This is a genomic window from Streptomyces sp. NPDC027185 (assembly GCF_055567035.1).
In genome coordinates this window covers 845,770-866,320 of the sequence record NZ_JBVHRF010000002.1, presented here as the reverse complement: position 1 = coordinate 866,320, position 20,551 = coordinate 845,770, and the positions used below count along the sequence as shown (strand labels likewise).

18 protein-coding genes and 1 pseudogene are annotated in these 20,551 nt (G+C 72.9%); 7 read left to right on the top strand and 12 right to left on the bottom strand.

Translation table 11 applies throughout. From position 1 onward, the window contains the following. Positions 1-311: 311 nt before the first annotated feature. The 5 genes from ACZ4M8_RS08995 to ACZ4M8_RS08975 form a co-directional block, all read right to left on the bottom strand. Positions 312-1,085 carry a succinate dehydrogenase iron-sulfur subunit gene (locus ACZ4M8_RS08995; protein ID WP_467604695.1) on the bottom strand — a complete coding sequence of 258 codons (774 nt, stop codon included), beginning with the start codon at positions 1,083-1,085 and terminating at the stop codon, positions 312-314. After that, positions 1,085-2,839: a succinate dehydrogenase flavoprotein subunit gene (gene sdhA, locus ACZ4M8_RS08990; RefSeq protein ID WP_467604694.1), complete on the bottom strand. Its 1,755-nt coding sequence runs from the start codon at positions 2,837-2,839 to the stop codon at positions 1,085-1,087. The genes ACZ4M8_RS08995 and sdhA overlap by 1 nt, the downstream gene beginning before the upstream one ends. 20 nt (positions 2,840-2,859) lie before the next feature. Next, on the bottom strand, positions 2,860-3,333 hold the full coding sequence (locus ACZ4M8_RS08985; protein WP_467604692.1) for a succinate dehydrogenase hydrophobic membrane anchor subunit: 474 nt from the start codon (positions 3,331-3,333) through the stop codon (positions 2,860-2,862). Positions 3,334-3,342: 9 nt separating this feature from the next. Next, complete coding sequence (sdhC, locus tag ACZ4M8_RS08980) at positions 3,343-3,723, bottom strand: succinate dehydrogenase, cytochrome b556 subunit (protein ID WP_037678497.1); 381 nt, start codon at positions 3,721-3,723, stop codon at positions 3,343-3,345. 181 nt (positions 3,724-3,904) lie between these two features. Then, a complete protein-coding gene (locus ACZ4M8_RS08975; RefSeq protein WP_467604691.1) occupies positions 3,905-4,375 on the bottom strand; it encodes a 2-oxo-4-hydroxy-4-carboxy-5-ureidoimidazoline decarboxylase in 471 nt (156 codons plus the stop codon). 571 nt (positions 4,376-4,946) lie between these two features. On the opposite strand from ACZ4M8_RS08975, the gene ACZ4M8_RS08970 reads away from it, so the two are divergent. From ACZ4M8_RS08970 to ACZ4M8_RS08955, 4 genes are all read left to right on the top strand, one after another. Further along, on the top strand, positions 4,947-6,782 hold the full coding sequence (locus ACZ4M8_RS08970) for a beta-N-acetylhexosaminidase (RefSeq protein ID WP_467604689.1): 1,836 nt from the start codon (positions 4,947-4,949) through the stop codon (positions 6,780-6,782). Positions 6,783-7,351: 569 nt separating this feature from the next. Beyond that, positions 7,352-8,116: an RNA polymerase sigma factor gene (locus tag ACZ4M8_RS08965; RefSeq protein WP_467604687.1), complete on the top strand. Its 765-nt coding sequence runs from the start codon at positions 7,352-7,354 to the stop codon at positions 8,114-8,116. After that, positions 8,116-9,201 (top strand): hypothetical protein, encoded by a 1,086-nt coding sequence (locus ACZ4M8_RS08960; protein ID WP_467604685.1) that lies wholly within the window; start codon positions 8,116-8,118, stop codon positions 9,199-9,201. The genes ACZ4M8_RS08965 and ACZ4M8_RS08960 overlap by 1 nt, the downstream gene beginning before the upstream one ends. Before the next feature lie 248 nt (positions 9,202-9,449). Then, a complete protein-coding gene (locus ACZ4M8_RS08955) occupies positions 9,450-9,662 on the top strand; it encodes a hypothetical protein (RefSeq protein ID WP_030284618.1) in 213 nt (70 codons plus the stop codon). A gap of 26 nt (positions 9,663-9,688) precedes the next feature. On the opposite strand, the gene ACZ4M8_RS08950 is transcribed toward ACZ4M8_RS08955, so the two are convergent. Continuing rightward, entirely contained in the window at positions 9,689-10,390 is a 702-nt protein-coding gene (locus tag ACZ4M8_RS08950) for a FadR/GntR family transcriptional regulator (RefSeq protein ID WP_467604682.1), read from the bottom strand. 134 nt (positions 10,391-10,524) lie between these two features. Here ACZ4M8_RS08950 and ACZ4M8_RS08945 point away from each other — a divergent pair, with 134 nt between their 5' ends. Next, the gene (locus tag ACZ4M8_RS08945) at positions 10,525-11,037 is read left to right on the top strand and encodes a gluconokinase (RefSeq protein ID WP_467604680.1); all 513 of its coding nucleotides are present in this window, start codon (positions 10,525-10,527) and stop codon (positions 11,035-11,037) included. 85 nt (positions 11,038-11,122) lie between these two features. Continuing rightward, entirely contained in the window at positions 11,123-12,520 is a 1,398-nt protein-coding gene (locus tag ACZ4M8_RS08940) for a GntT/GntP/DsdX family permease (protein ID WP_467604678.1), read from the top strand. A 106-nt stretch (positions 12,521-12,626) separates the two neighbouring features. Here ACZ4M8_RS08940 and ACZ4M8_RS08935 read toward each other — a convergent pair whose 3' ends face one another. The 3 genes and pseudogenes from ACZ4M8_RS08935 to ACZ4M8_RS08925 form a co-directional block, all read right to left on the bottom strand. Beyond that, positions 12,627-13,568 (bottom strand): DUF2079 domain-containing protein, encoded by a 942-nt coding sequence (locus ACZ4M8_RS08935; protein ID WP_467604675.1) that lies wholly within the window; start codon positions 13,566-13,568, stop codon positions 12,627-12,629. A 97-nt stretch (positions 13,569-13,665) separates the two neighbouring features. Continuing rightward, a pseudogene (locus tag ACZ4M8_RS08930) lies at positions 13,666-13,992 on the bottom strand (DUF2079 domain-containing protein); the annotation flags it as partial. A 694-nt stretch (positions 13,993-14,686) separates the two neighbouring features. After that, the gene (locus ACZ4M8_RS08925) at positions 14,687-16,267 is read right to left on the bottom strand and encodes an FAD-dependent monooxygenase (protein ID WP_467604673.1); all 1,581 of its coding nucleotides are present in this window, start codon (positions 16,265-16,267) and stop codon (positions 14,687-14,689) included. Between the two features lie 38 nt (positions 16,268-16,305). On the opposite strand from ACZ4M8_RS08925, the gene ACZ4M8_RS08920 reads away from it, so the two are divergent. Continuing rightward, on the top strand, positions 16,306-16,974 hold the full coding sequence (locus ACZ4M8_RS08920) for a TetR/AcrR family transcriptional regulator C-terminal domain-containing protein (protein ID WP_467604672.1): 669 nt from the start codon (positions 16,306-16,308) through the stop codon (positions 16,972-16,974). 121 nt (positions 16,975-17,095) lie between these two features. On the opposite strand, the gene ACZ4M8_RS08915 is transcribed toward ACZ4M8_RS08920, so the two are convergent. The 3 genes from ACZ4M8_RS08915 to ACZ4M8_RS08905 are packed head-to-tail and all read right to left on the bottom strand — an operon-like array spanning position 17,096 to position 20,549. Beyond that, positions 17,096-18,232, bottom strand: coding sequence for an acyltransferase family protein (locus tag ACZ4M8_RS08915; RefSeq protein WP_467604670.1), 1,137 nt, complete (start codon positions 18,230-18,232; stop codon positions 17,096-17,098). Next, on the bottom strand, positions 18,229-19,572 hold the full coding sequence (locus tag ACZ4M8_RS08910; protein ID WP_467604667.1) for an alpha-2,8-polysialyltransferase family protein: 1,344 nt from the start codon (positions 19,570-19,572) through the stop codon (positions 18,229-18,231). Before ACZ4M8_RS08910 ends, ACZ4M8_RS08915 begins: the two co-directional genes overlap by 4 nt. Continuing rightward, positions 19,572-20,549, bottom strand: coding sequence for a glycosyltransferase family 2 protein (locus ACZ4M8_RS08905; RefSeq protein WP_467604666.1), 978 nt, complete (start codon positions 20,547-20,549; stop codon positions 19,572-19,574). The genes ACZ4M8_RS08910 and ACZ4M8_RS08905 overlap by 1 nt, the downstream gene beginning before the upstream one ends. Positions 20,550-20,551 lie beyond the last annotated feature (2 nt).

Sequence of the window (20,551 nt, the reverse complement as noted above, 5' to 3'; positions counted from 1 at the left end):
AGCCCCGGACCGGCACTCCCGGGCGCTTCTCCCCGCACACGACCGACCGCGCCACCCGAGTCCCGCCCGGTTCCCTGAGCGGCGGGCCCGGCCCGAGCCCCGCCCGGCACGCCCCGGTGCCCCGATCGGCGCCCCCGCCCGACGGCTCCCCGGCGCACCCCACCCGAGCCCCGACACGGCGCCCCCACCCCGCAAACAGCGCCCCACACCCCGCGGAAACGTGAAGAGCCCCGCACCCGGAATCCGGATGCGGGGCTCTTCACCTGCCCCAGGGCCGTCGGCCGGCAGGCGACATCGGGCCCGTAGGAGGATCAGAAGCGCCGGGTGATCAGCGCTCGCTTGACCTCCTGGATGGCCTTGGTGACCTCGATACCGCGCGGGCAGGCGTCCGTGCAGTTGAAGGTCGTACGGCAGCGCCAGACGCCGTCCTTGTCGTTGAGGATTTCGAGGCGCTGCTCGCCACCCTCGTCGCGGCTGTCGAAGATGAAGCGGTGCGCGTTGACGATCGCGGCGGGGCCGAAGTACTGACCGTCGTTCCAGAACACCGGGCAGGACGACGTGCACGCGGCGCACAGGATGCACTTGGTGGTGTCGTCGAACCGCTCGCGGTCCTCGGGGGACTGCAGGCGCTCGCGGGTCGGCTCGTTGCCCTTGGTGATCAGGAAGGGCATCACGTCGCGGTACGCCTGGAAGAACGGCTCCATGTCCACGACCAGGTCCTTGAGGACCGTCAGGCCCTTGATGGCCTCGATCGTGATCGGCTTCTGCGGGTTGATGTCCTTGATCAGCGTCTTGCACGCCAGACGGTTCTTGCCGTTGATGCGCATGGCGTCGCTGCCGCAGATGCCGTGGGCGCAGGAGCGGCGGAACGTCAGGGTGCCGTCCTGGTCCCACTTGATCTTGTGGAGGGCGTCGAGGACGCGCTCCTTCGGGTCGATGTCGAGCTGGAAGTCCTGCCAGCTCGCCTCGTCCGAGATCTCCGGGTTGAACCGGCGGATCCGGAAGGTGACCTTGATCGTGTGGGATGCGGTGTTCTCGGCCGCGTCCAGCGCCGCGGAGTGCTTGTCGAGAGTCGGGGTGCTCATCAGTACTTACGCTCCATCGGCTGGTAGCGGGTCTGGACGACCGGCTTGTAGTCGAGACGGATCGACTCCTTGCCGTCCGCGCCGACCTCGCGGTACGCCATGGTGTGCCGCATGAAGTTGACGTCGTCGCGGTTCGGGAAGTCCTCGCGGTAGTGACCACCGCGGGACTCCTTGCGGGCCAGGGCGGAGACCGCCATGACCTCGGCCAGGTCGAGGAGGTTGCCCAGCTCGATGGCCTCCAGCAGGTCGGTGTTGAACCGCTTGCCCTTGTCCTGGATGGACACGTTCAGGTAGCGCTCGCGCAGCTCACCGATCTTCTCGACCGCGGTCTTGATCGTCTGCTCGGTGCGGAACACCATCACGTTGGCATCCATGCACTCCTGGAGCTCCTTGCGCAGCTCGGTGACGCGCTCGGTGCCGGTGGAGTTGCGCAGCCGCTCGACCTGGTCGATGACCTGCTTCGCCGGGTCCTCGGGCAGCTCGACGAACTCGTGGTCCGCGGAGTACTCGGCGGCGGCGATGCCCGCGCGGCGGCCGAACACGTTGATGTCCAGCAGCGAGTTGGTGCCCAGACGGTTGGCGCCGTGCACGGAGACACAGGCGACCTCGCCGGCGGCGAACAGGCCCGGGACGACGGTGGTGTTGTCGGCCAGCACCTCGCCCTCGACGTTGGTCGGGATGCCGCCCATCGCGTAGTGCGCGGTCGGCTGGATCGGGATCGGGTCCGTGTAGGGCTCGATACCGAGGTAGGTCCGCGCGAACTCGGTGATGTCCGGGAGCTTGGCGTCGAGCTGCTCCGGCGGCAGGTGCGTGAGGTCGAGGTAGACGTGGTCGCCCTCGGGACCGCAGCCGCGGCCCTCCCGGATCTCCGTGTAGATGGAGCGGGAGACGACGTCACGGGAGGCGAGGTCCTTCATGACCGGCGCGTACTTCTCCATGAAGCGCTCGCCGTCCTTGTTGCGGAGGATGCCGCCCTCACCGCGGGCGCCCTCCGTCAGCAGGATGCCCATCCGCCAGATGCCGGTCGGGTGGAACTGGAAGAACTCCATGTCCTCCAGCGGCAGACCCCGGCGGTAGCAGGCGGCCTGGCCGTCGCCGGTCAGGGTGTGCGCGTTCGACGTCACCTTGAAGAACTTGCCGGTGCCGCCGGAGGCGTAGATGACCGACTTCGCCTGGAAGACGTGGATCTCGCCGGTGGCCAGCTCGTAGGCGACGACGCCGGCGGACTTCTTGACGCCGTCCTCCTCGACGACCAGCTGGTCCAGGACGTAGAACTCGTTGAAGAATTCCACGCCCTCCTTGACGCAGTTCTGGTACAGCGTCTGGAGGATCATGTGGCCGGTGCGGTCGCCCGAGTAGCAGGCGCGGCGGACCGGGGCCTCACCGTGGTTGCGGGAGTGACCGCCGAACCGGCGCTGGTCGATCTCGCCCTTGGGCGTACGGCCGAACGGCAGGCCCATCTTCTCCAGGTCGAGAACGGCGTCGATGGCCTCCTTCGCCAGGATCTCGGCGGCGTCCTGGTCGACCAGGTAGTCGCCGCCCTTGATCGTGTCGAAGGTGTGCCACTCCCAGTTGTCCTCCTCGACGTTGGCGAGGGCGGCGGCCATGCCGCCCTGTGCCGCGCCGGTGTGGGAGCGGGTCGGGTAGAGCTTCGTCAGGACCGCGGTGCGGCTGCGCTTGGTCGACTCGATGGCCGCGCGCATGCCCGCGCCACCGGCGCCGACGATGACGGTGTCGTACTTGTGGATCTTCATTGGTCTCGTCAGCCCCGGCGTTAGCGGATGTTCGGGTCGAAGGTGAAGATCACCAGCGTGCCCAGGAGGACGGTGAACACCGTGGCGGTGTACAGCAGCATCTTCAGCCAGAAGCGGGTGTTGTCCCGCTGGGCGTAGTCGTTGATGACCGTACGCAGGCCGTTGGCGCCGTGCAGCATCGCCAGCCACAGCATCAGCAGGTCCCAGACCTGCCAGAACGGCGAGGCCCAGCGGCCGGCCACGAAGGCGAAGCCGATCTTGGAGACGCCGCCGTCCAGCACCAGCTGGATCAGCAGGTGGCCGAGGACCAGGACGACCAGCACGATGCCGGACAGCCGCATGAAGAGCCAGCCGTACAGCTCGAAGTTGGTCCGCGTCGACTTCGGGGTCTTCCCGGTGCGCTTGCGGGGCGGCTCGATGACGGGCGCGGGGTTGTCCACGTCGTAGAGGGTGACGTCGGAGGAACCCGCGGGGGAGGTCGTTTCAGCAGACATCTCGCGTCATCAGCTCCCGAACAGCGTGCGCAGGGTGTGCTGCAGCACGGGGTAGAAGGCACCGGCCATGAGCACGACCCAGACGCCCACAACGGTCCACAGCATCTGCTTCTGGTACTTCGGGCCCTTGGACCAGAAGTCCACGGCGATGACGCGGAGACCGTTGAGCGCGTGGAAGAGGATCGCGGCGACGAGGCCGTACTCCAGCACGTTGACGATGGGTGTCTTGTACGTCGCGACGACGTCGTCGTACGCCTCGGGCGAGACGCGGACGAGAGCGGTGTCGAGGACGTGTACGAACAGGAAGAAGAAGATGAGGACGCCAGTGACTCGGTGAGCCACCCAGGACCACATGCCTTCCCGGCCGCGGTACAGCGTTCCAGCCGGCACGGAAAAACCCTCCGGGAGCGGGGATTGGGGCCTGCCGGCTTCTCTGTCGGTCGGGCCCGGCCGGGTACGGTCCACCGGCCCTGGCCATCGTAGCGACGCCTTGTCGGTTCATTGCCCCCGGGCCCTTTAGGTGTGATCAAACAGCCACCAACGGGCTATCACACAAGAGCAAAACGGGATGTTATGGGCATCCCGTGATAAGGCGCGCCAGACGCCCGCGAACGGTACGACGCAGCTCATCGGCGGCGACCGCGCGCTCCTCGTCCGGGTCGTTGCCCAGCCGGGTGCGGATCCCGGCCAGCATCTGGTCCAGGACCTCGTCCTCGCCGAAGCCGTCGAGGCAGATGACGAAGGCGTGGCGGAAGCGGCGCTCGTACTCGGCGTGGGCGGCGCGCAGCGCGGTGTGCGCGGCGAGGGTGCCCGGACCGGGCGCGCCGGCCGGCAGCGGGGAGGCCGATTCCGCGGCCAGCGCCTCGTCCAGATCGGCGGCGGACAGGTCGTAGCACGCCTCGTCGGAGGCGGCGAGCAGCGCGCCGAGATCCGGGTACGGGCGGTGCCGGGCCAGCCGCACCGCCCAGCGGTCGCTGCCGCAGCAGGACAGCAGGGCGGTGCGGACGTCGTCGGCCGGGAGGGCGTTGAAGGTGGCGGGCACCGTGGTGTCCGGGAGCGGCGGCCGGGCGCCGTGGCTCTGCGTGGGTATACCGCGCCAGGGCGCGCGCGGCGGGCGCAGCATCGTCGGCCGGGCGGCCGGAGTGTCACCGGACAGCGGAGGCTCCTCGGACGTATCGGTCGAGCGGATGGCGGGGTACGGCGGAGGCGGTGCGGGTGTTCGGATCGTGGGCGCGGCGGCCGGGGCGGGCCGGGGCGGCGGAGGCGCCGGCCGGGGGCCGTCCGGAGAACGGAGGCCCTGCGCGCGGTGTGATGAACCGAAACGCCACCGTAACGACGCCGGGCGGGCGCTGTCCGACGGATGCGCGAATTTCACCCGGATGAGAGAGGTTTTCTTCAGGGAATCCCTGTGACGGGACGGTGTCCGTCCGTGAGCGCCCGCGGGCGGTGGGCGGGCGCCGGACGTGGCGGGTGCCGCCCCGGGGAGCTCCGGGAGGGCGAACGCCCGTGGTGCGGCGGGTCCGCGCGGCGGGAGCCGCGCTCCCCGTACCGGTACGTCCGGCGCGGGGCGCGGCGGCACACCGAGGAGTGAACCGAGCAGTAAGGAGCACGCGATGTCGTACCCGAACCGGCCCGGACGCCCCGAACGGCCGAAGGCGGCGGCGGAGAACGGCCCGCCGGGCGGCCGGCGGAGGGAACCGCGCGGCGCGCGGCCCCGGGAGCGGTGCGAGGAGCGGGCCCGGGGACGGCGCGGGGACCGGCCCGCCGCACGGCGGCACGCGCCGTGCGGCGGCCGCCCGCCCGTGGGCCGGGCCGCGCTGCCCGCCGCACTGCTGGCCACCGCGCTCGCCCTGGCCGGCTGCTCCGACGCGGCCGACTCCCGGGCGCCGGGCGCCACCGGCCCCACCCCGGCGCCCACCCCCACCTGGCAGAAGGTCACCGGGACACCGCGGACCGTCCCCGCCGTACGGGAGTTCCGGGCGGCCGACGGGCGCGGCTGGCGGCCCTCCAAGGGCGCCCGGATCGTGGTGCCCGCGGGGGAGAAGAGCACCGTCGCCGACGAGGCGCGGCTGCTCGGGCAGGATCTCGGCGGGATGCCGGTGGTCTGGGGCGACACGCCTGTACACCCCGGGGACGTCGAGGTGAAGCTCGCCGGGAAGGGCGGCAGGGCGGCTCCGGCGCGGCCGGACAACGCGCCCACCGGGGACCCCGCCGACGAGGCGTACACGCTGACCGCCCGGGACACCCGCCTGACCCTCGCCGCCCCCACCGACGCCGGGATCTTCTACGCGACCCGCACCGTCAAGCAGGCGGTCCGCGCCGCCGGCGGACTGCCCGAGGGCACGGTCGAGGACCGGCCCGACCGGGCGCAGCGCGGGATGCTGCTGGACAACGCCCGCAAACCGTTCACCGCGAGCTGGATCGAGGACCGGGTGCGGGAGCTGGGTGATCTCAAGCTCAACCAGCTCCAGCTGCACTTCTCCGACGACCAGGGCTTCCGCATCGCCAGCGACACCCATCCGGAGATCGTCTCGAAGGACCATCTGTCCAAGGACGAGGTCCGGCGGATCCTGCGGCTCGCGCACTCCCGGCACATCAGCGTCATCCCCGAGATCGACTCGCCCGGCCACCTCGGCGCCGTCCTCGACCACCACCCCGACCTCCAGCTGCGCAACGCGAGCGGGAGGGTGCTGCGCGGCGCGATCGACATCTCGAAGCCCGCCGCCGGGAAGCTCATCGACGAACTGATCGGCGAGTACGCGAAGCTCTTCGGTGTGCCCAAGGGTTCGGCCGCGTACTGGCATCTGGGCGGGGACGAGTACCAGGCGCTGGCGGTCTCCGATCCGGCCGCGTCCTACCCGGGGCTGGCCCGCGCGGCGCGGGAGAAGTACGGGCCGAAGGGGAAGATCGAGGATCTGGCGACCGGCTGGCTCAACGACCGGCAGCGCGCCGCCGAGAAGGCCGGGCGGGACCGCATCGAGGCGTGGAACGACGGCTTCTTCGCGAACGCGCAGGTCAAGGCCGACAAGAACCGCACCGTCGGCTACTGGACCGGCACCGAGATCGGCGCCAACGACCCGGCCCGCTTCCTGCGCGAGGGCCGCACCGTGGTCAACCTCAACGACGCGTACCTCTACTACGTCCTCGGTGAGCCGAACCAGTTCACCTATCCGACCGGTGAGCGGATCTACCGCGAGTGGACGCCCGCCGTACTGCGGCACACCACGCCCGTCGGCGTCCCGGCGGACATGACCACCCCGGAGCGGATCCCGGGCGCGCGCTTCGCGATCTGGTGCGACCGGTCGCAGGCGCAGACGCCGCAGCAGATCGTCCAGGGCATCCGGCTGCCGCTCGCGGCCCTGTCGCAGAAGGTGTGGGACCCGCGGAAACCCGCGCTGAGCTGGGCGGACTTCAAGAAGCTGGCGACGAAGGTGTCCGGCACGGGCTGAGGCACGGGCCCGTGCGGACCCGGCCGCGCCGCTCCCGCGGCGGGTCACGCGGGTGTCTCGGACCATGCTGCCCCGGAGGTACGGAGGGAGAGGAACGCAGGAGTCGAAAGGGACGGCCGGAGCCGCCACCCCCCACAGGAGAGGCTCCGGCCGTCGTTCGCGGGAGAGGCCCGTCACGGGCCCCTCATCCGATACAGCGCCGTACGCGCCAAAAGCGTCACAGGGGGTGTGGAAGGCCGCACCCCGACGCTCTGGACGGCGGCCGGGCGTGGCCCGTAACGTGCCAGTTCGCGCCGGTCGGCGCGCTTGTCGTACGACTGCCGCGGCCGGCTCGGGCCGCCGCCGACAGGGGGTTCGATGGATCCGTACGCGCCGTACGTCCCGGGTCGTCCGCGGCGGATTCCGGGCCCGGGGCCCTCCGTGGTGATCAGCCGGGATACCGTCTGCGGAGCCACCGGTGTTACCGGGGGTTCCGCGGAGCCGGCCGGAGGCGGCGGCCGGTAGCGGAAGCAGTGGGGCAGCAGCAAGGACCGGGCAGCGGAGATTCCGCACGCGACAGGAATGGACCCGTGCGAGGGGACGACACTCAGCCGGACGACAGCCGGCTGACCGCTGCCGTGCAGGCGGCACAGGACGGCGACGAGGCGGCGTTCCGCGAGGTCTACCGTGCGGTGCACCCCCGGCTCCTGGGCTATGTGCGGACGCTGGTCGGTGAGGCGGACGCCGAGGACGTCGCGTCCGAGTCCTGGCTCCAGATCACCCGTGACCTGGGCCGGTTCAGCGGGGACGCCGACCGGTTCCGCGGCTGGACCGCCCGGATCGCCCGCAACCGCGCCCTGGACCACATCCGGATGCGCGGCCGCCGCCCGGTGACCGGCGGCGACGAGAGCGAACTCCTCGGCACCCCGGGCGCCTCCGACACCGAGGGCGAGGCGCTCGCCGCCCTCGGCACCGGCCGCACCCTGCGGTTGATAGCCACGCTCCCGCAGGACCAGGCGGAGGCGGTGGTGCTGCGGGTGGTCGTCGGGCTCGATGCCAAGAGCACCGCGAAGGTCCTCGGCAAGCGGCCCGGCGCGGTCCGGACGGCCGCCCACCGCGGACTGCGGCGCCTGGCCGAACTCGTCGGCGAGGCGGACGACGGGACCACGGCCGTGACGGAGGGTGACGGTGTGGCGGAAGGCGGCCCGGCCCGCCGGGCGACGGGCGGACCGCGCGGGGGCGGTGGAACGATGGGCGGGGTGCCCGTCCAGGGGCGAAGACGCCGTGACGGCGTGGCGGAATCGTACGTACCGGGTGTGACGGAAACGGCCGCGCGAACGCAGAAGGACATGTGATGGCCGACGACCGGTACAACTGGCTCGACAACGATGCCGCGGAGCGCCTGCTGCGCGGCGAGCCGGTCGGCACCACCGCACCCGGCGCCCCCGCACTCGCCCGGCTGCTGGCTAACGCGGCACCGGCCGATCCCGGCCCGGCGCCGCTCCCGGGGGAGGAGGCCGCCCTCGCCGCCTTCCGCCGCGCCCGGAACGATCTCCCGGCCCGCCCGGGGGCCCGTGCGCCGTCCCGGGTCCGCACCGGTCTCGCCCGGCCCTTCCGGCGCGGGATCGTGGTGGCGCTGGCGGCCTGCGCGCTCGGCGGGGTGGCGGTGGCGGCCGGTACGGGCGTCCTGCCCAGCCCCTTCGGCCCCGGCCCCACCCCGGCGACCAGCGTCTCCACGGACGCCACCCCCGGCGCCCTCGAATCCCCGGCCGCCTCCGGCACCACCGCCCCCGGCACCCCGGACGCGACCGCGGGCGGGCGGCCGACCGGCCCGGCGACCGTCTCCCCGACCCCGGACACCTCGCCCGGCGCCACCGCCCCGCCGTCCTCCGGCGCCTCCCGGAGCCCCGGCCGCGGGGTGCCCGGCGTGCCCGGGAACGGCAAGAACGGTTCCGCTGAGCGCCGCACGGTGGTGCTCGCGCTCTGCCGGGACTACGAGGCGGGCAAGCGCGGTGAGATGGACCGCGAGACCGTGCAGCGCCTGGAGCGCGCCGCCGGCGGCCCCGCGAAGGTCCACGCGTTCTGCCGCCGCTATCTCCAGCAGCAGGGCAGCGGTGACGGGAGCGGCGGTGGGGACGGTGACGGTTCCGGCTCCGGCTCCGGCGGGGAGAGCGGCCACGGCGGTGGCGGTGGCGGGAACGCCGGCGGCGGACAGGGCGGCGGGAAGGGCGGCGGCGACGAGGACGACGACGGACAACCGTCCACCGCCCCCAGCTCTCCGGCCCCCGCCCCCAGCTCCCCGGCGCCGGACGCCTCGGACCCTGCGGCCACGCCCACGCCTTCGCCGGGCACCGCGTCCCCGGCGTCGGCCGTCCCCCCGGGAACCGCGTCCCGGGCCCGTGCCGCTTCTCCGGATACGCCGCGGCCCGTAGCGGTGTGACGTTTTTCCGGGGCCCGGCGCAGTACTGAGTGAGCCGACTGGTCATCGGCGGCGCGTGGGCCGGGTTCCCCCCGTACCCAGGGCCTCGCGCACCCGGCGCGGGCGGGGCACGTTCCCCCGGCCCTGCCCGCGCCCCCCTCTTTCCCGGTGTCTGCGACGGTGGTCCTCCACCTCTTCCCCGGGCGTTCCCCGGCGGGTGGTCTCCGGCCGCCGGGCGGGCCGTGCGGGGGCTGCGTCACACTGGTGCCATGTCGTCACCCCGCCGCGCGTGCCCCGTCTGCACCCGAGAGATCGCCGTTGTCGGCGGCCGTTTCGCCCGCCACGACCCGCCCGGACGGCGCACGGTGCTGGAACTGGTCTCCTGCCCGGGGTCGCGGCGGATCGCCCCGATGATGGCGCCCGCGGAGAAGCTCTTCGACCCGGAGGAGCCGCCGTTCCCCGGCCAGCAGCCGCTGTTCTGAGCGGCACCCCGTGACGTCCGCGGGTCTTACGGCGCGAGGACGTCCAGTTCGGCCATGGCGCCGACGGTGATCTGACGGGTCAGCTCCTCGGCGCGTGCCGCGTCGCCGACCCGTACCGCCTCGGCGACCTGGACGTGCAGGGAGACCGCCGCCGGGTCCGGGTCGGTGAACATGACGTGATGGGCGGTGCGGCCGGTCAGGACGGCGGCGACGACGTCGCCGAGGCGGGCGAACATCTCGTTGCCGGAGGCGGTCAGCACCACGCGGTGGAACGCGGTGTCGTGCACCAGATACGCGTCGAGCTGCTGGCCGCGGGAGGTAGCGACCATGCCCATGGCGTGTTCGGTGAGCGCGGCGCACTGGCCGGGGTCGGCGTGGACGGCGGCGAGCCCGGCGGCGACAGGTTCGACGGCGGAGCGCAGCACGGTCAGTGAGCGCAGCTGCCGGGGGCGGTCGCGTCCGGCCAGCCGCCAGCTGATGACCCGCGGGTCGTAGACGTTCCACTCCTCGGGCGGCAGGACCGTCACGCCCACCCGGCGGCGGGAGGTCACCAGCCGCATGGACTCCAGGACCCGGATCACCTCGCGGACGACGGTGCGGGAGACGTCGAACGCCGCCGCCAGCTCCTCGGCGCGCAGGACCGTGCCCGGCGGATGATCGCCCGCGGTGATCGCCGGGCCGAGGGCCTCCAGCACCCGTGCGTGCGGCCCCTGCCCCTGGTTCTCCATGGGATAACCCTACGTTCCGCCCGGTCCCCGCTTTAAGTATGACGTTTGCGCCACATCCCCTTGAATAAGTCGTACGTAATGGGTTTCAGTGGGGTGTCATACCGAGGTCGAAGAAGACAGCGAGGTACACGGGTATGAGCACGCCCCACGTCATCGTCGTGATGGGAGTCGCCGGCACCGGCAAGACGACGATCGGCCCGCTGGTCGCCCGAGCGCTCGGTGTGACCTACGCCGAGGGCGACGACTTCCACCCGCCGGCCAACATCGCCAAGATGTCCGCCGGAACCCCGCTGGACGACGCCGACCGCGGCCCGTGGCTGGACGCCATCGGCGCCTGGGCCCACGGACAGGCCGGACACGGCGGCGTGGTCAGCTGCTCCGCCCTCAAGCGCCCCTACCGCGACCGGCTGCGCGCCGCCGCCCCCGACGTGCTCTTCCTGCACCTCACCGGCGACCGCGCGCTGATCGAGCGGCGGATGGCCGAGCGGAAGGGCCACTTCATGCCGACCGCGCTGCTCGACTCGCAGTTCGCCACCCTCGAACCCCTCGGCGCCGACGAACGCGGCGTCGCGGTGGATGTCTCGGGCACTCCCGAGGAGATCGCCGCCCGCGCGGCCGACGCCCTCCGGGCCGTCCCCGCCGCCTGACCCCCGGGCCCCCGGGCCCGCCCTCCGGGAGCCGTGAGGACCGGGCCCGCCCGGAACCCTCCCTCCCCTTCCTCTAGGAATCGCCGTGACTCATCTCAGCGTCGAGATGCTCGCAGCGGACGCGGCCGAACCGATCACCTCGGCCGGTCATGCGCAGCTGGGCATCGCCGTTCTGGCGGGCATCGCCGTCATCGTTGTGCTCATCACCAAGTTCAAGCTGCACGCCTTCCTGTCGCTGATCATCGGCTCGCTGGTGCTCGGCGCGGTCGCCGGGGCGCCGCTGGACAAGGCGATCGCCAGCTTCTCCACCGGGCTGGGCTCGACGGTCGCCGGTACGGGTGTCCTCATCGCCCTCGGCTCGATCCTGGGCAAACTGCTCGCGGACTCCGGGGGCGCCGACGAGATCGTCGACACGATCCTGGCGAAGGCGAACCGGCGGTCGATGCCCTGGGCGATGGTGCTCATCGCCTGCGTCGTCGGGCTGCCGATCTTCTTCGAGGTCGGCATCGTGCTGCTGATCCCGGTGGTGCTGCTCGTCGCCAAGCGCGGCAACTTCTCGCTGATGCGCATCGGCATCCCCGCGCTGGCCGGACTCTCCGTCATGCACGGCCTGATCCCGCCGCACCCCGGCCCGCTCGTCGCGATCGACGCGGTCGGCGCCAACCTCGGCATCACCCTCGCCCTCGGCGTCGTCGTGGCGATCCCCACCGCGATCGTCGCCGGGCCGCTCTTCGCCCGCTACGCCGCCCGCTGGGTCGACATCCGGCCGCCCGAGAACATGGTCCCCGAGCGTGCCTCGGCGGAGCTGACGAAGCGGCCGCGGTTCGGCGTCACCGTCGCCACCGTGCTGCTGCCGGTCGTGATGATGCTGGCCAAGGCGCTGGTGGACATCGTCGTCGACGATCCGGAGGACTCCGTGCAGCGGGTCTTCGACGTCGTCGGCTCGCCGATGATCGCGCTGCTGGCCGGTGTCATCGTCGCGATGTTCACGCTGGGCCGCTCGGCCGGATTCACCAAGGGCAAGATCGCCACCACCGTCGAGTCGTCGCTCGGCCCGATCGCCGGGGTGCTGCTGATCGTCGGTGCCGGCGGTGGCTTCAAGCAGACGCTGGTGGACGCGGGCGTCGGCCAGATGATCCTGGACATCTCCAAGGGCTGGAACATCTCCGCACTGCTGCTGGCCTGGCTGATCGCCGTCGCCATCCGGCTGGCGACCGGCTCCGCGACGGTCGCCACCATCTCCGCGGCGGGTCTGGTCGCCCCGCTCGCCGCCGATATGAGCAGCACCCATGTCGCGCTGCTCGTCCTCGCCATCGGCACCGGTTCGCTGTTCTTCAGCCACGTCAACGACGCCGGGTTCTGGATGGTCAAGGAGTACTTCGGCATGAACGTCGGCCAGACCCTCAAGACCTGGTCGGTGATGGAGACCCTGATCTCGGTGGTCGGCATCGGGTGCGTCCTGCTGCTGTCACTGGTGGTCTAGCGGCGCGCGACCCCCGCGACGGGGCCGTACGGGCGGGGAGCCGCCGGTGCGGCCCCGTCGCACATCGAGGGCGGGGACGGTGCGGCCCCCCCCGCGCGGGCGCGGGTCAGGACGGGGCGGCCGGGCGTTTCAGCAGGACGATGCCGTCCTCCTCGGTGATCTGCCGGTAGCCGTGGGCCCGGTAGAGGGCGAGCATGCGGCCCGTTCCGGCCGCCGGGCAGGGGGTTTTGACGGTGGGGTCGTGCCGGTCGGAGATCACCCAGTCCGGCAGGGTGCGCGGCAGCCCGGTGGGCGCGGCCGGATCGCCCCCGGTGCCGAAGCAGACCAGGCTGACGGTGGTCCGGCCGGTCAGCATCGGCGCCAGCCGGTTGGACGAGGCGACGCGTACGCCGTCGGGGATGCGCGCCGCGACCCGCTCGGCGGTGCGGACGTGCGCGGGGGTGCGCCAGGCCGACGGCAGCACCAGATCGTGGAAAGGGTAGACGGCCGCCGTGATCAGCGTGAACGTGGCGGAGAAGGCCAGCGCCCGGCGGCGCAGACGGCCCGGGAACAGCTCCGGGCGCCGGTGCAGCACATCGATCAGCCCGGCGAACACCAGCGGCATCAACGCCGCGTTGTAGTGGAAGTTCGGCTGCCAGTAGTGCGGGTTGCCGGCGACCAGCCGCCAGCCGAGGGTGGGCAGCGTCAGCAGGACCAGCGGGGAGCGCAGACCGATGAAGGCGACCGGCGCGGCCAGCATGAACAGCAGCAGCCACTTCATCGGCGGCCAGAAGAGATGCAGCACCGCCGAGGCGAGGCCCGTCCCGCCGGACGGGGCCCCGCCGCCCGGCAGCTGCTGCCAGTAGTCGAAACCGCCGTGCGGGTTCATGGCGGGCAGCAGCACCAGCATCTCCAGCGCGGTCCCCGCCACCCCGGCGACGACGGCGCCGATCCCGAGGAACAGCGGCCACCGGGGGTGGTCCGCGGGCGCGGCACGGCGGTCGCGGGCCGACTGCCACGCCACATAGCCGCCGATCGCGGCCAGGGTGAGCCCGAGGTCCTCCTTCACCAGGAGCAGCGGCGCGGCCCAGGCGACCGCTGCGCCGCCGGTGGCCGAGCGCCGTCACGGCGAAGGCGAGGAGCGGGACCGCGAAGCAGATCTCGTGGAAGTCCTTGGTGACCGCCGTGGCGATGCCCCACGAGGCGCCCATGCCGCAGCCGATGACGAGCCCCGCGACCGGCCCGGCCGCGCGGTGCGCCCACCGGGTCAGCGGGTAGCAGGCCGACGCCATCAGGGCGGCCTGTACGACGAGGAGGGTGGTGGCGCCGGGGAAGAGCCGGTACACGGGGGCGACCAGTACCAGGATCGGGTGGAAGTGGTCACCGAGGAGGTTGAAGCCGGGGCCCTTCAACTCCACGACCGGGGCCCGGCCATGGGCGTAGGCACGGATCGCCTGCTCGAATATCCCCAGGTCGTAGCCGGCGTTGAGCATCTGACGGTGGCGCAGCAGGGCGACGGCGGTGTACAGGACGAAGCAGGCGGCGGTCAGGGACCAGGCGAGGGGCCGGGGCCCGGGGAGGCGGTCGCGCAGCGCGGACAGCAGTCTCTCCGGGCGGCGTCCGGCGGTCCTGGGGCTCCCGGGTGCCCGGGGGCCGGGTATCGGGGACGCGCCGGGGTCCGCTCCGCCCGCCGGTCCCGGGGGTATCGCCTCCGGTGTTCCCTCGGCCCGCTCCGCCGCCGTCGCCATCGTTCCGCCTGTACTCGGCCCGCGGTGACGCGCGGTGCCCGCCCGCGGGCCGTCGGGGGTCCGGTACCTGGTCCGGCCCTTTCCTCTCGGGCCCGGCAGTCAAGGGAGCGTAAACCGGACACCGCTCCCACCGGCGCGTTCGTGCCGCGGTGGGGAACCGGCGGTCTGCGGGCGCCCCGGGGGGGGAGCGGGCCCGGCCGTCCGCCGCGCAGCGCCACACCGGCCCGGGAAGGTGCAGGCCGTCCGTCCAGGGGCGGGGACGCCGAGGCAGCGCACCGGAGGGCGTGGTCGGGGGCCCAGGCGGTGGCGGGTCCGGCCGCGGCTTCTCCTCCGCGGACGGGCCGCCGCCCTTCCGTACCGGCGGGGGCGGCAGGGCCTCGACGCCCGGCCGCGGGGCGGCAGGGCCTCGGCGCCGCCCCCGCGGCCGGTCCGCCCCGGCTCACCACCCGGGGAGCGCCTCCTCTCCGAAGAAGGAGCGCAGGGCCTTGGCCGCCCGGCCCGCGGCGCCCTCCGCCGGGGCCGCCCAGGCGATGTAGCCGTCCGGCCGTATCAGGTACAGGGCCGGGTCCGGGCCGTAGGCGGCGCGGAGATGGCCGTGGGTGTCGAGGAGGCCGGCGGCCGGGCCCTCGGTGCGGACGGTGCGGAGCACGGCGGGGTCGGTGGGCAGGACGGCGGCGTCCAGGGCGATGTCGCCCAGGGCCAGCAGGGTGAAGTGCGGGCCGCGCAGCAGGTCGAAGAGGCGGACGGGGGTGCCGTCGGGGGCGGTGCAGGGGGCGTCGGGGGCGCGGTCGCCGGCGTGCGGGGTGGTGTCGGGGACGTGCGGGCGCAGCTCCTGGGTGAGGAGGCTGTCGCGGTAGTCGATGCCGAGCTGGTGGAGGTCGCGGTCGCGGCGCCAGCTGCGGGCGCGGTGGAGGCGGGTGCTGGTGGCGAGGATGTCGTCGGCGATCGGGCGGCGCTCGGCCTCGTAGGAGTCGAGGAGGGTGGCGGGGGCGCCGTGGCGGAGCACCTGGCCGAGCTTCCAGCCGAGGTTGTAGGCGTCCTGGACGCCGGTGTTGAGCCCCTGGCCGCCGGCCGGGGAGTGGATGTGCGCGGCGTCGCCGGCGAGGAAGACCCGGCCGGCGCGGAAGGTGTCGGCGCGGGCGGCCCGGGGGCGGTAGACGGAGGTCCACAGCACCTCGCGGATCTGCTCGGGCGCGAGGTGGGTGTGGCGGGCGAGGGCGGCGCGGGCGCCCGCCTCGCTCGGGTCGGGGGTCTCGCCCGGGACGATGACGAACGACTGGAAGAGGTCGGTGCGGGCCAGCGGGAGCATCCATACCGCGCCCCGCTCCTCCGGCAGGGGCCAGCGGTGCCAGTGGTCGCGGTCGAGCCCCTCGACGCGGACGTCGGCGAGGAGGGCCGCGCCCTCCTCCAGGGACGGGCCGCTCATGGTGATGCCCAGGGCGTGGCGGACGGTGCTGCGGCCGCCGTCGGCGGCGACCAGATAGCGGGCGCGGACCGGGTACGCGGCGTCGTCGGGCCCGCGGAGGACGGCGGTCACGCCGTCGGCGTCCTGGGTGAAGGTGGTGAGTTCGGTGCCGAGGCGCAGTTCGCCGCCCAGCTCCCGCAGCCGGGCGCGGAACAGCTCGACGGCGCGGAAGAGCGGCACCATCAGCGTGTTGGCGTACGGCGTGGCGGGGGTCGGCTCGTACCGCTCGACGGCGCGGAAGGTCTTGGTGATGCGGCCGTCGTGCCAGACGCCGACCTCCGGGTAGGGGCCGCCGGCCGCCTCGACGGCGGCCAGCAGCCCGAGGTCGTCGTAGACCTCCAGGGAGCGTGGTTGATGGCCGGTGCCGCGGGCGCCGGGGGAGAGGGCCGGCTGCCGCTCGACGACGAGGGCGCGCAGCCCGCGGCGGGTGAGGTCGATGGCGAGGGCGAGGCCGGTCGGGCCGGCTCCGCAGATCAGGACGTCGACCGGGGCGCCCGCGCCGTCGGGGGTGGGCAGGGGGGCGGCGGAGGTTTCCTTAACGGCGTTAAGTTCCATGCTTCCGAGGCTGCGCTTAACGGTGTTAAGTTGTCAACATGGTTTCGCGCATCGACCGGAAAAAGATGGTGGACACCGCCCTCCAGCTGCTCAACGAGGTCGGTCTCGACAAGCTCACCGTCCGCCGCATCGCCACCGAGCTGCACGTCCAGGCGCCCGCGCTCTACTGGCACGTCCGCAACAAGCAGGAGCTTCTCGACGAGATGGCCACCGAGATGATGCGCCGGATGGCCGCCCCGCTGATGGCCGAGCCGGGCCCCGGTACGACCTGGCAGGAGCAGCTGGCCGAGGTCTGCCGCGGGCTGCGCCGCGGACTGCTCGGCTACCGCGACGGCGCCAAGGTCTTCGGCGGCACCCGGATGGTCGGCCAGGGGTACGCCGCGCCGTTCGACGCCTTCATCCGGCGGCTGGTCGAGGCGGGCTTCGGCTTCCCCGAGGCGGTCCAGGCGTGGTGGACGGGGTACAACTTCACCGTCGGACTGGTCATCGAGGAGCAGTCGGTCCACCCGGATCCGGCCCGCCCGGAGTACCGCGACCCGGCCTACGACGACATCGAGCGTGAGCGGCGGCTCGGCGGCCGGTACCCGTACGCGGCGCGCGCCGGTGGTGAGCTGTTCGGTGACATCGAGCGGAACTTCGAGGCCGGGCTGCGGATCATCATCGCCGGTATCGAGGCGACGACGGAGATACGCCCGGCCGCGACCTGAGCTGCTGCGGCACCGGGCCGTCCCGCACGCCGCACCGCCGGCCGTCCCTGGGCCGCCCCCGGCACGCATCAGGGGCGCGGACCCCGCCGGCCCGCGCCCCCGTGTGCTCACCGCCCGCCGTTCACCGCTTCGGGTTGATCGCCCGTTTCAGCAGCGGGGTCAGCGGGCGTTCCACCCAGCAGTGCAGCAGCCACGCCAGCGCCAGCATCGCGGTGACGGTCAGCGCCAGCGTCGCGTACGAGGGCAGTCCGGCGCCGAGGTGCAGGGCGTGGACGACGACCCAGCCCAGGTGTTCGTGGACGAGGTAGAAGGGATAGGTCAGCGCCCCGGCGACGGTCAGCCAGCGCCAGTTCGCCCACCGGAAGTGGCCCAGCGCGACGGCCCCGACGAGGACGAAACCGGCGGTGACGACGGCGACGATGCCGAACTGCGAGCGGTAGGAGAAGCCGCCCGCGGACGCTGGGTGCCACAGTCCGGCCACCGCGAAATGCTGTCCGATCAACCAGCTGACCAGCACGATCGACCAGGCGATCGGGTCGCGGGCGCCGTAGCGGTGCAGCAGGTACAGCCCGATGCCGCCGATGAAGAACGGCGCGTACTCCGGCATCAGGACGGTGTCCAGCAGCGGTTCGTGGGCCGCCTGCGCCAGCGCGGCGGCCAGCGTCCAGCCCGCGCAGAACAGCACCACCCGCCGCCGGGTCGCCCCGGGCAGCACCACGCAGAGCGCGAAGAGGGCGTAGAACCGCATCTCCGCCCAGAGCGTCCAGCACACGCCCAGCACCCGGTGTGCGCCCAAAGGCAACTGAAGCATCGTCAGATTGGTCAGCACCTCGCTGGGCCGCACAGTTCCGTAGACCACGCCCGGCAGTGCGAACACGGCCGTGACCAGCAACACCGCGACCCAGTACGCCGGATACAGCCGGGAGATCCGGGACGCGATGAACGCCCGCAGGGTGCGCCCCCAGCCGCTGAGGCAGATCACGAAGCCGCTGATCACGAAGAAGATCTGCACGCCCAGACAGCCGTACGCGAAGAAGCCGGAGGCGGTCGGGAACTGCTCCGCGGGCGAGGAGCCCCACGCCGTACCGATCTCGCCGTCCCGCCCGCCGTAGTGGTACGCGGCGACCATCAGCGCGGCCAGCAGCCGCAGCCCGTCCAGCGCCCGCAGCCGGGACGGCGCCCGGCGCGCCCGCTCCGGGGCGGCGGTCGGCGCGTCCGCCCCGGCGGCGGGCGCCGGGGCGGTCAGCTGCCCGGTCATCCGGTCGCGACCCGCTTCTTCAGCCGCCGCTGCACCGCCCGCGCCCGGCGCGCCACCCGCAGCACCGCGGGGTTGCGCGGCAGGAACGCCAGCTGCGAGGGGATCGCACCGGGCAGCGCCAGCGCGGTCAGCCGCCGCCGCTTGAAGTAGCGCCGGGTGTACGGCGTCAGATGCGCCGTCAGATACCGCTCGGCGGCCGGGCGCAGCCCCGGGTAGATCTGGTGCTGCATCGCGTAGCCGACCGCCTCCACCAGTCCCGGCGGAACGGGCTTGACCCCGGTGGCCGCCGGATCGTCGAGGTCCGGCACGGTCGCGTCGACGAGCGTCACCGGGATGCGGTTGCTGTTCTGGTACGGCGTGAGCCGCTCCAGCAGCAGCGCGGTGCCGGTGCGGGCGACCGGCAGCCCGTAGAACGCCGATGCCGTCAGCAGCGCCGTGGAGAAGCAGCCGACGACGAGATCCGGCCGCATCCGGGCGTAGACGACCTCGGCGAGCACCGGGGTCTCCAGCACCGTCAGCGCCACGTCGAGCTTCTCGGCCTCCCGCTCCAGCAGGCGCGACCAGCGGGCCGGGGCCGACGGGTGCGGTTTGAAGACCAGCGTGCGGTGACCGCGCGCGACGGCGCCGCGCACCATCCGGACGTGCAGGTCCTCCTCTTCCTGCGGGGTGAGGATGGAGAGCGCGGAGAGGTACTGGCCCAGCAGCAGCGCACCGCCCTCGGGAAGGTCCAACGGGCCGGAGGCGTCGTCGAGTTCGCCGAGGACCTTGGTGAACGCCTCCGTCGGCACCGTCTGCGGCGCCACCCCGAACTCGGTGAGCAGCAGCGGGGTGAGGCCCGGCACCAGGTCCAGGTGGAGGAGTCGGGCGATGCGGGTGCCCACCAGCGGGTCGAGCTTGTTACGGGTCGGGCCGTAGCTCATCAGCCCGTCCGCGTAGACGTCGACGGGCGCGTCCGGGAAGAGCTGGGCCACCGCGAGCGCCGGGTTGACCTGGATGGACTCGACGACCAGCGCGACGCGGTCGTCGCCCAGCCCCCACTCCCGGCGCAGATGGCGCTCCCACAGCGGTACGTCGTCCGGGCGCGGGGACCAGCCACCGGGGTGGAAGGGGCGGATGGTCTCGTTCCAGGACAGCACGGAGTCGAAGCGGGAGCGCAGCTTCGCGAAGCCGGGCGCCGCGTCCAGCCCCGGTGTGGTCTCCGGGGTCGCCGTGTTGTTGCAGATCAGCAGTACGTTGCGGTCGGCGGGGGAGAAGGCGCCGCTGTCCAGGGCGGCGGCGAGGGTCGCCGTGCCGTACAGGGTCGACGCCAGGAAGATACGGGTGAGCGGCCGGGTACCCATCAGGCGGCGACCCCCGAGGCGACGGGCCGACGGCGCAGCCGCCGCAGCCGGGACGCACGCTGCACATCCATGGAATCCAACGCTTCCTTCAGTACGTCCTGCGGCATACGCCTCAGCGCCGCCGCGCTCAATTCCCGCAGGGCGCGGGCCACCTGCGGCTCGAACCGTTCAATGGAGCCGAGATGGTGGGAAATGATCGCGCAATACGTCCGGACGGCTTTCGGCAGCAGTTTGTCCGCATCGCGGTCCTGGGCGGTTTCCTCGATTACCTGATCGAATGCGCGCAGGAAATCCAATTGCCGGACATCGCCGATCTGCGTGAGCGACGACGCCACTCCGCGCCGGTAGAAAATACCGAGCAGTCCGACGACCGCCATCGATTCCGCCTCGCGGTGCAGCCGCCAGATCCACGGCCGGTCCTCCGCCGTCCGCAGCCCGTCCCGGAAGCGCAGCACGCCGCTGTCGAGCAGCCGCCGGTGGTAGATCCCCGCCCAGGCGTACGCGTAGTCGACGGAGGTGGAGCGGTCCGCCGGCAGGATCACGTCGCGCGGGTTCATCACCACCCCGCGCCGCCCGTGCGGCACCCGGCTGATCGTGCGCGCCCGCGCCGTGCACTGGACGTGGTCGGTGCGGACGAAATCGCACCCCAACTCCTCGATGGCGCCCAGCAGATCGCTCAGATGGCCCGGCGCCAGCCAGTCGTCGCCGTCCAGAAAGGTGAGGTACTCGCCGCGCGCCGCGTCCAGACCGGTGTTGCGGGCGGTGGCGAGTCCGCCGTTCTTCTCGTGCCGCAGCAGCCGGGCGCCCGGCAGTTCGCGTTCGGCGCGCTGAAGGATCTGCGGTGTCTCATCGCGCGAGCAGTCGTCGACGAGCAGGAATTCGAAGTCCTCCCGGGCGTTCGCCGCCAGGCTCTTGAGGGTGTCGGGCGCGTATGTCTGCACGTTGTAGAACGGCACGATGACGGAGAGCTTAACCACCC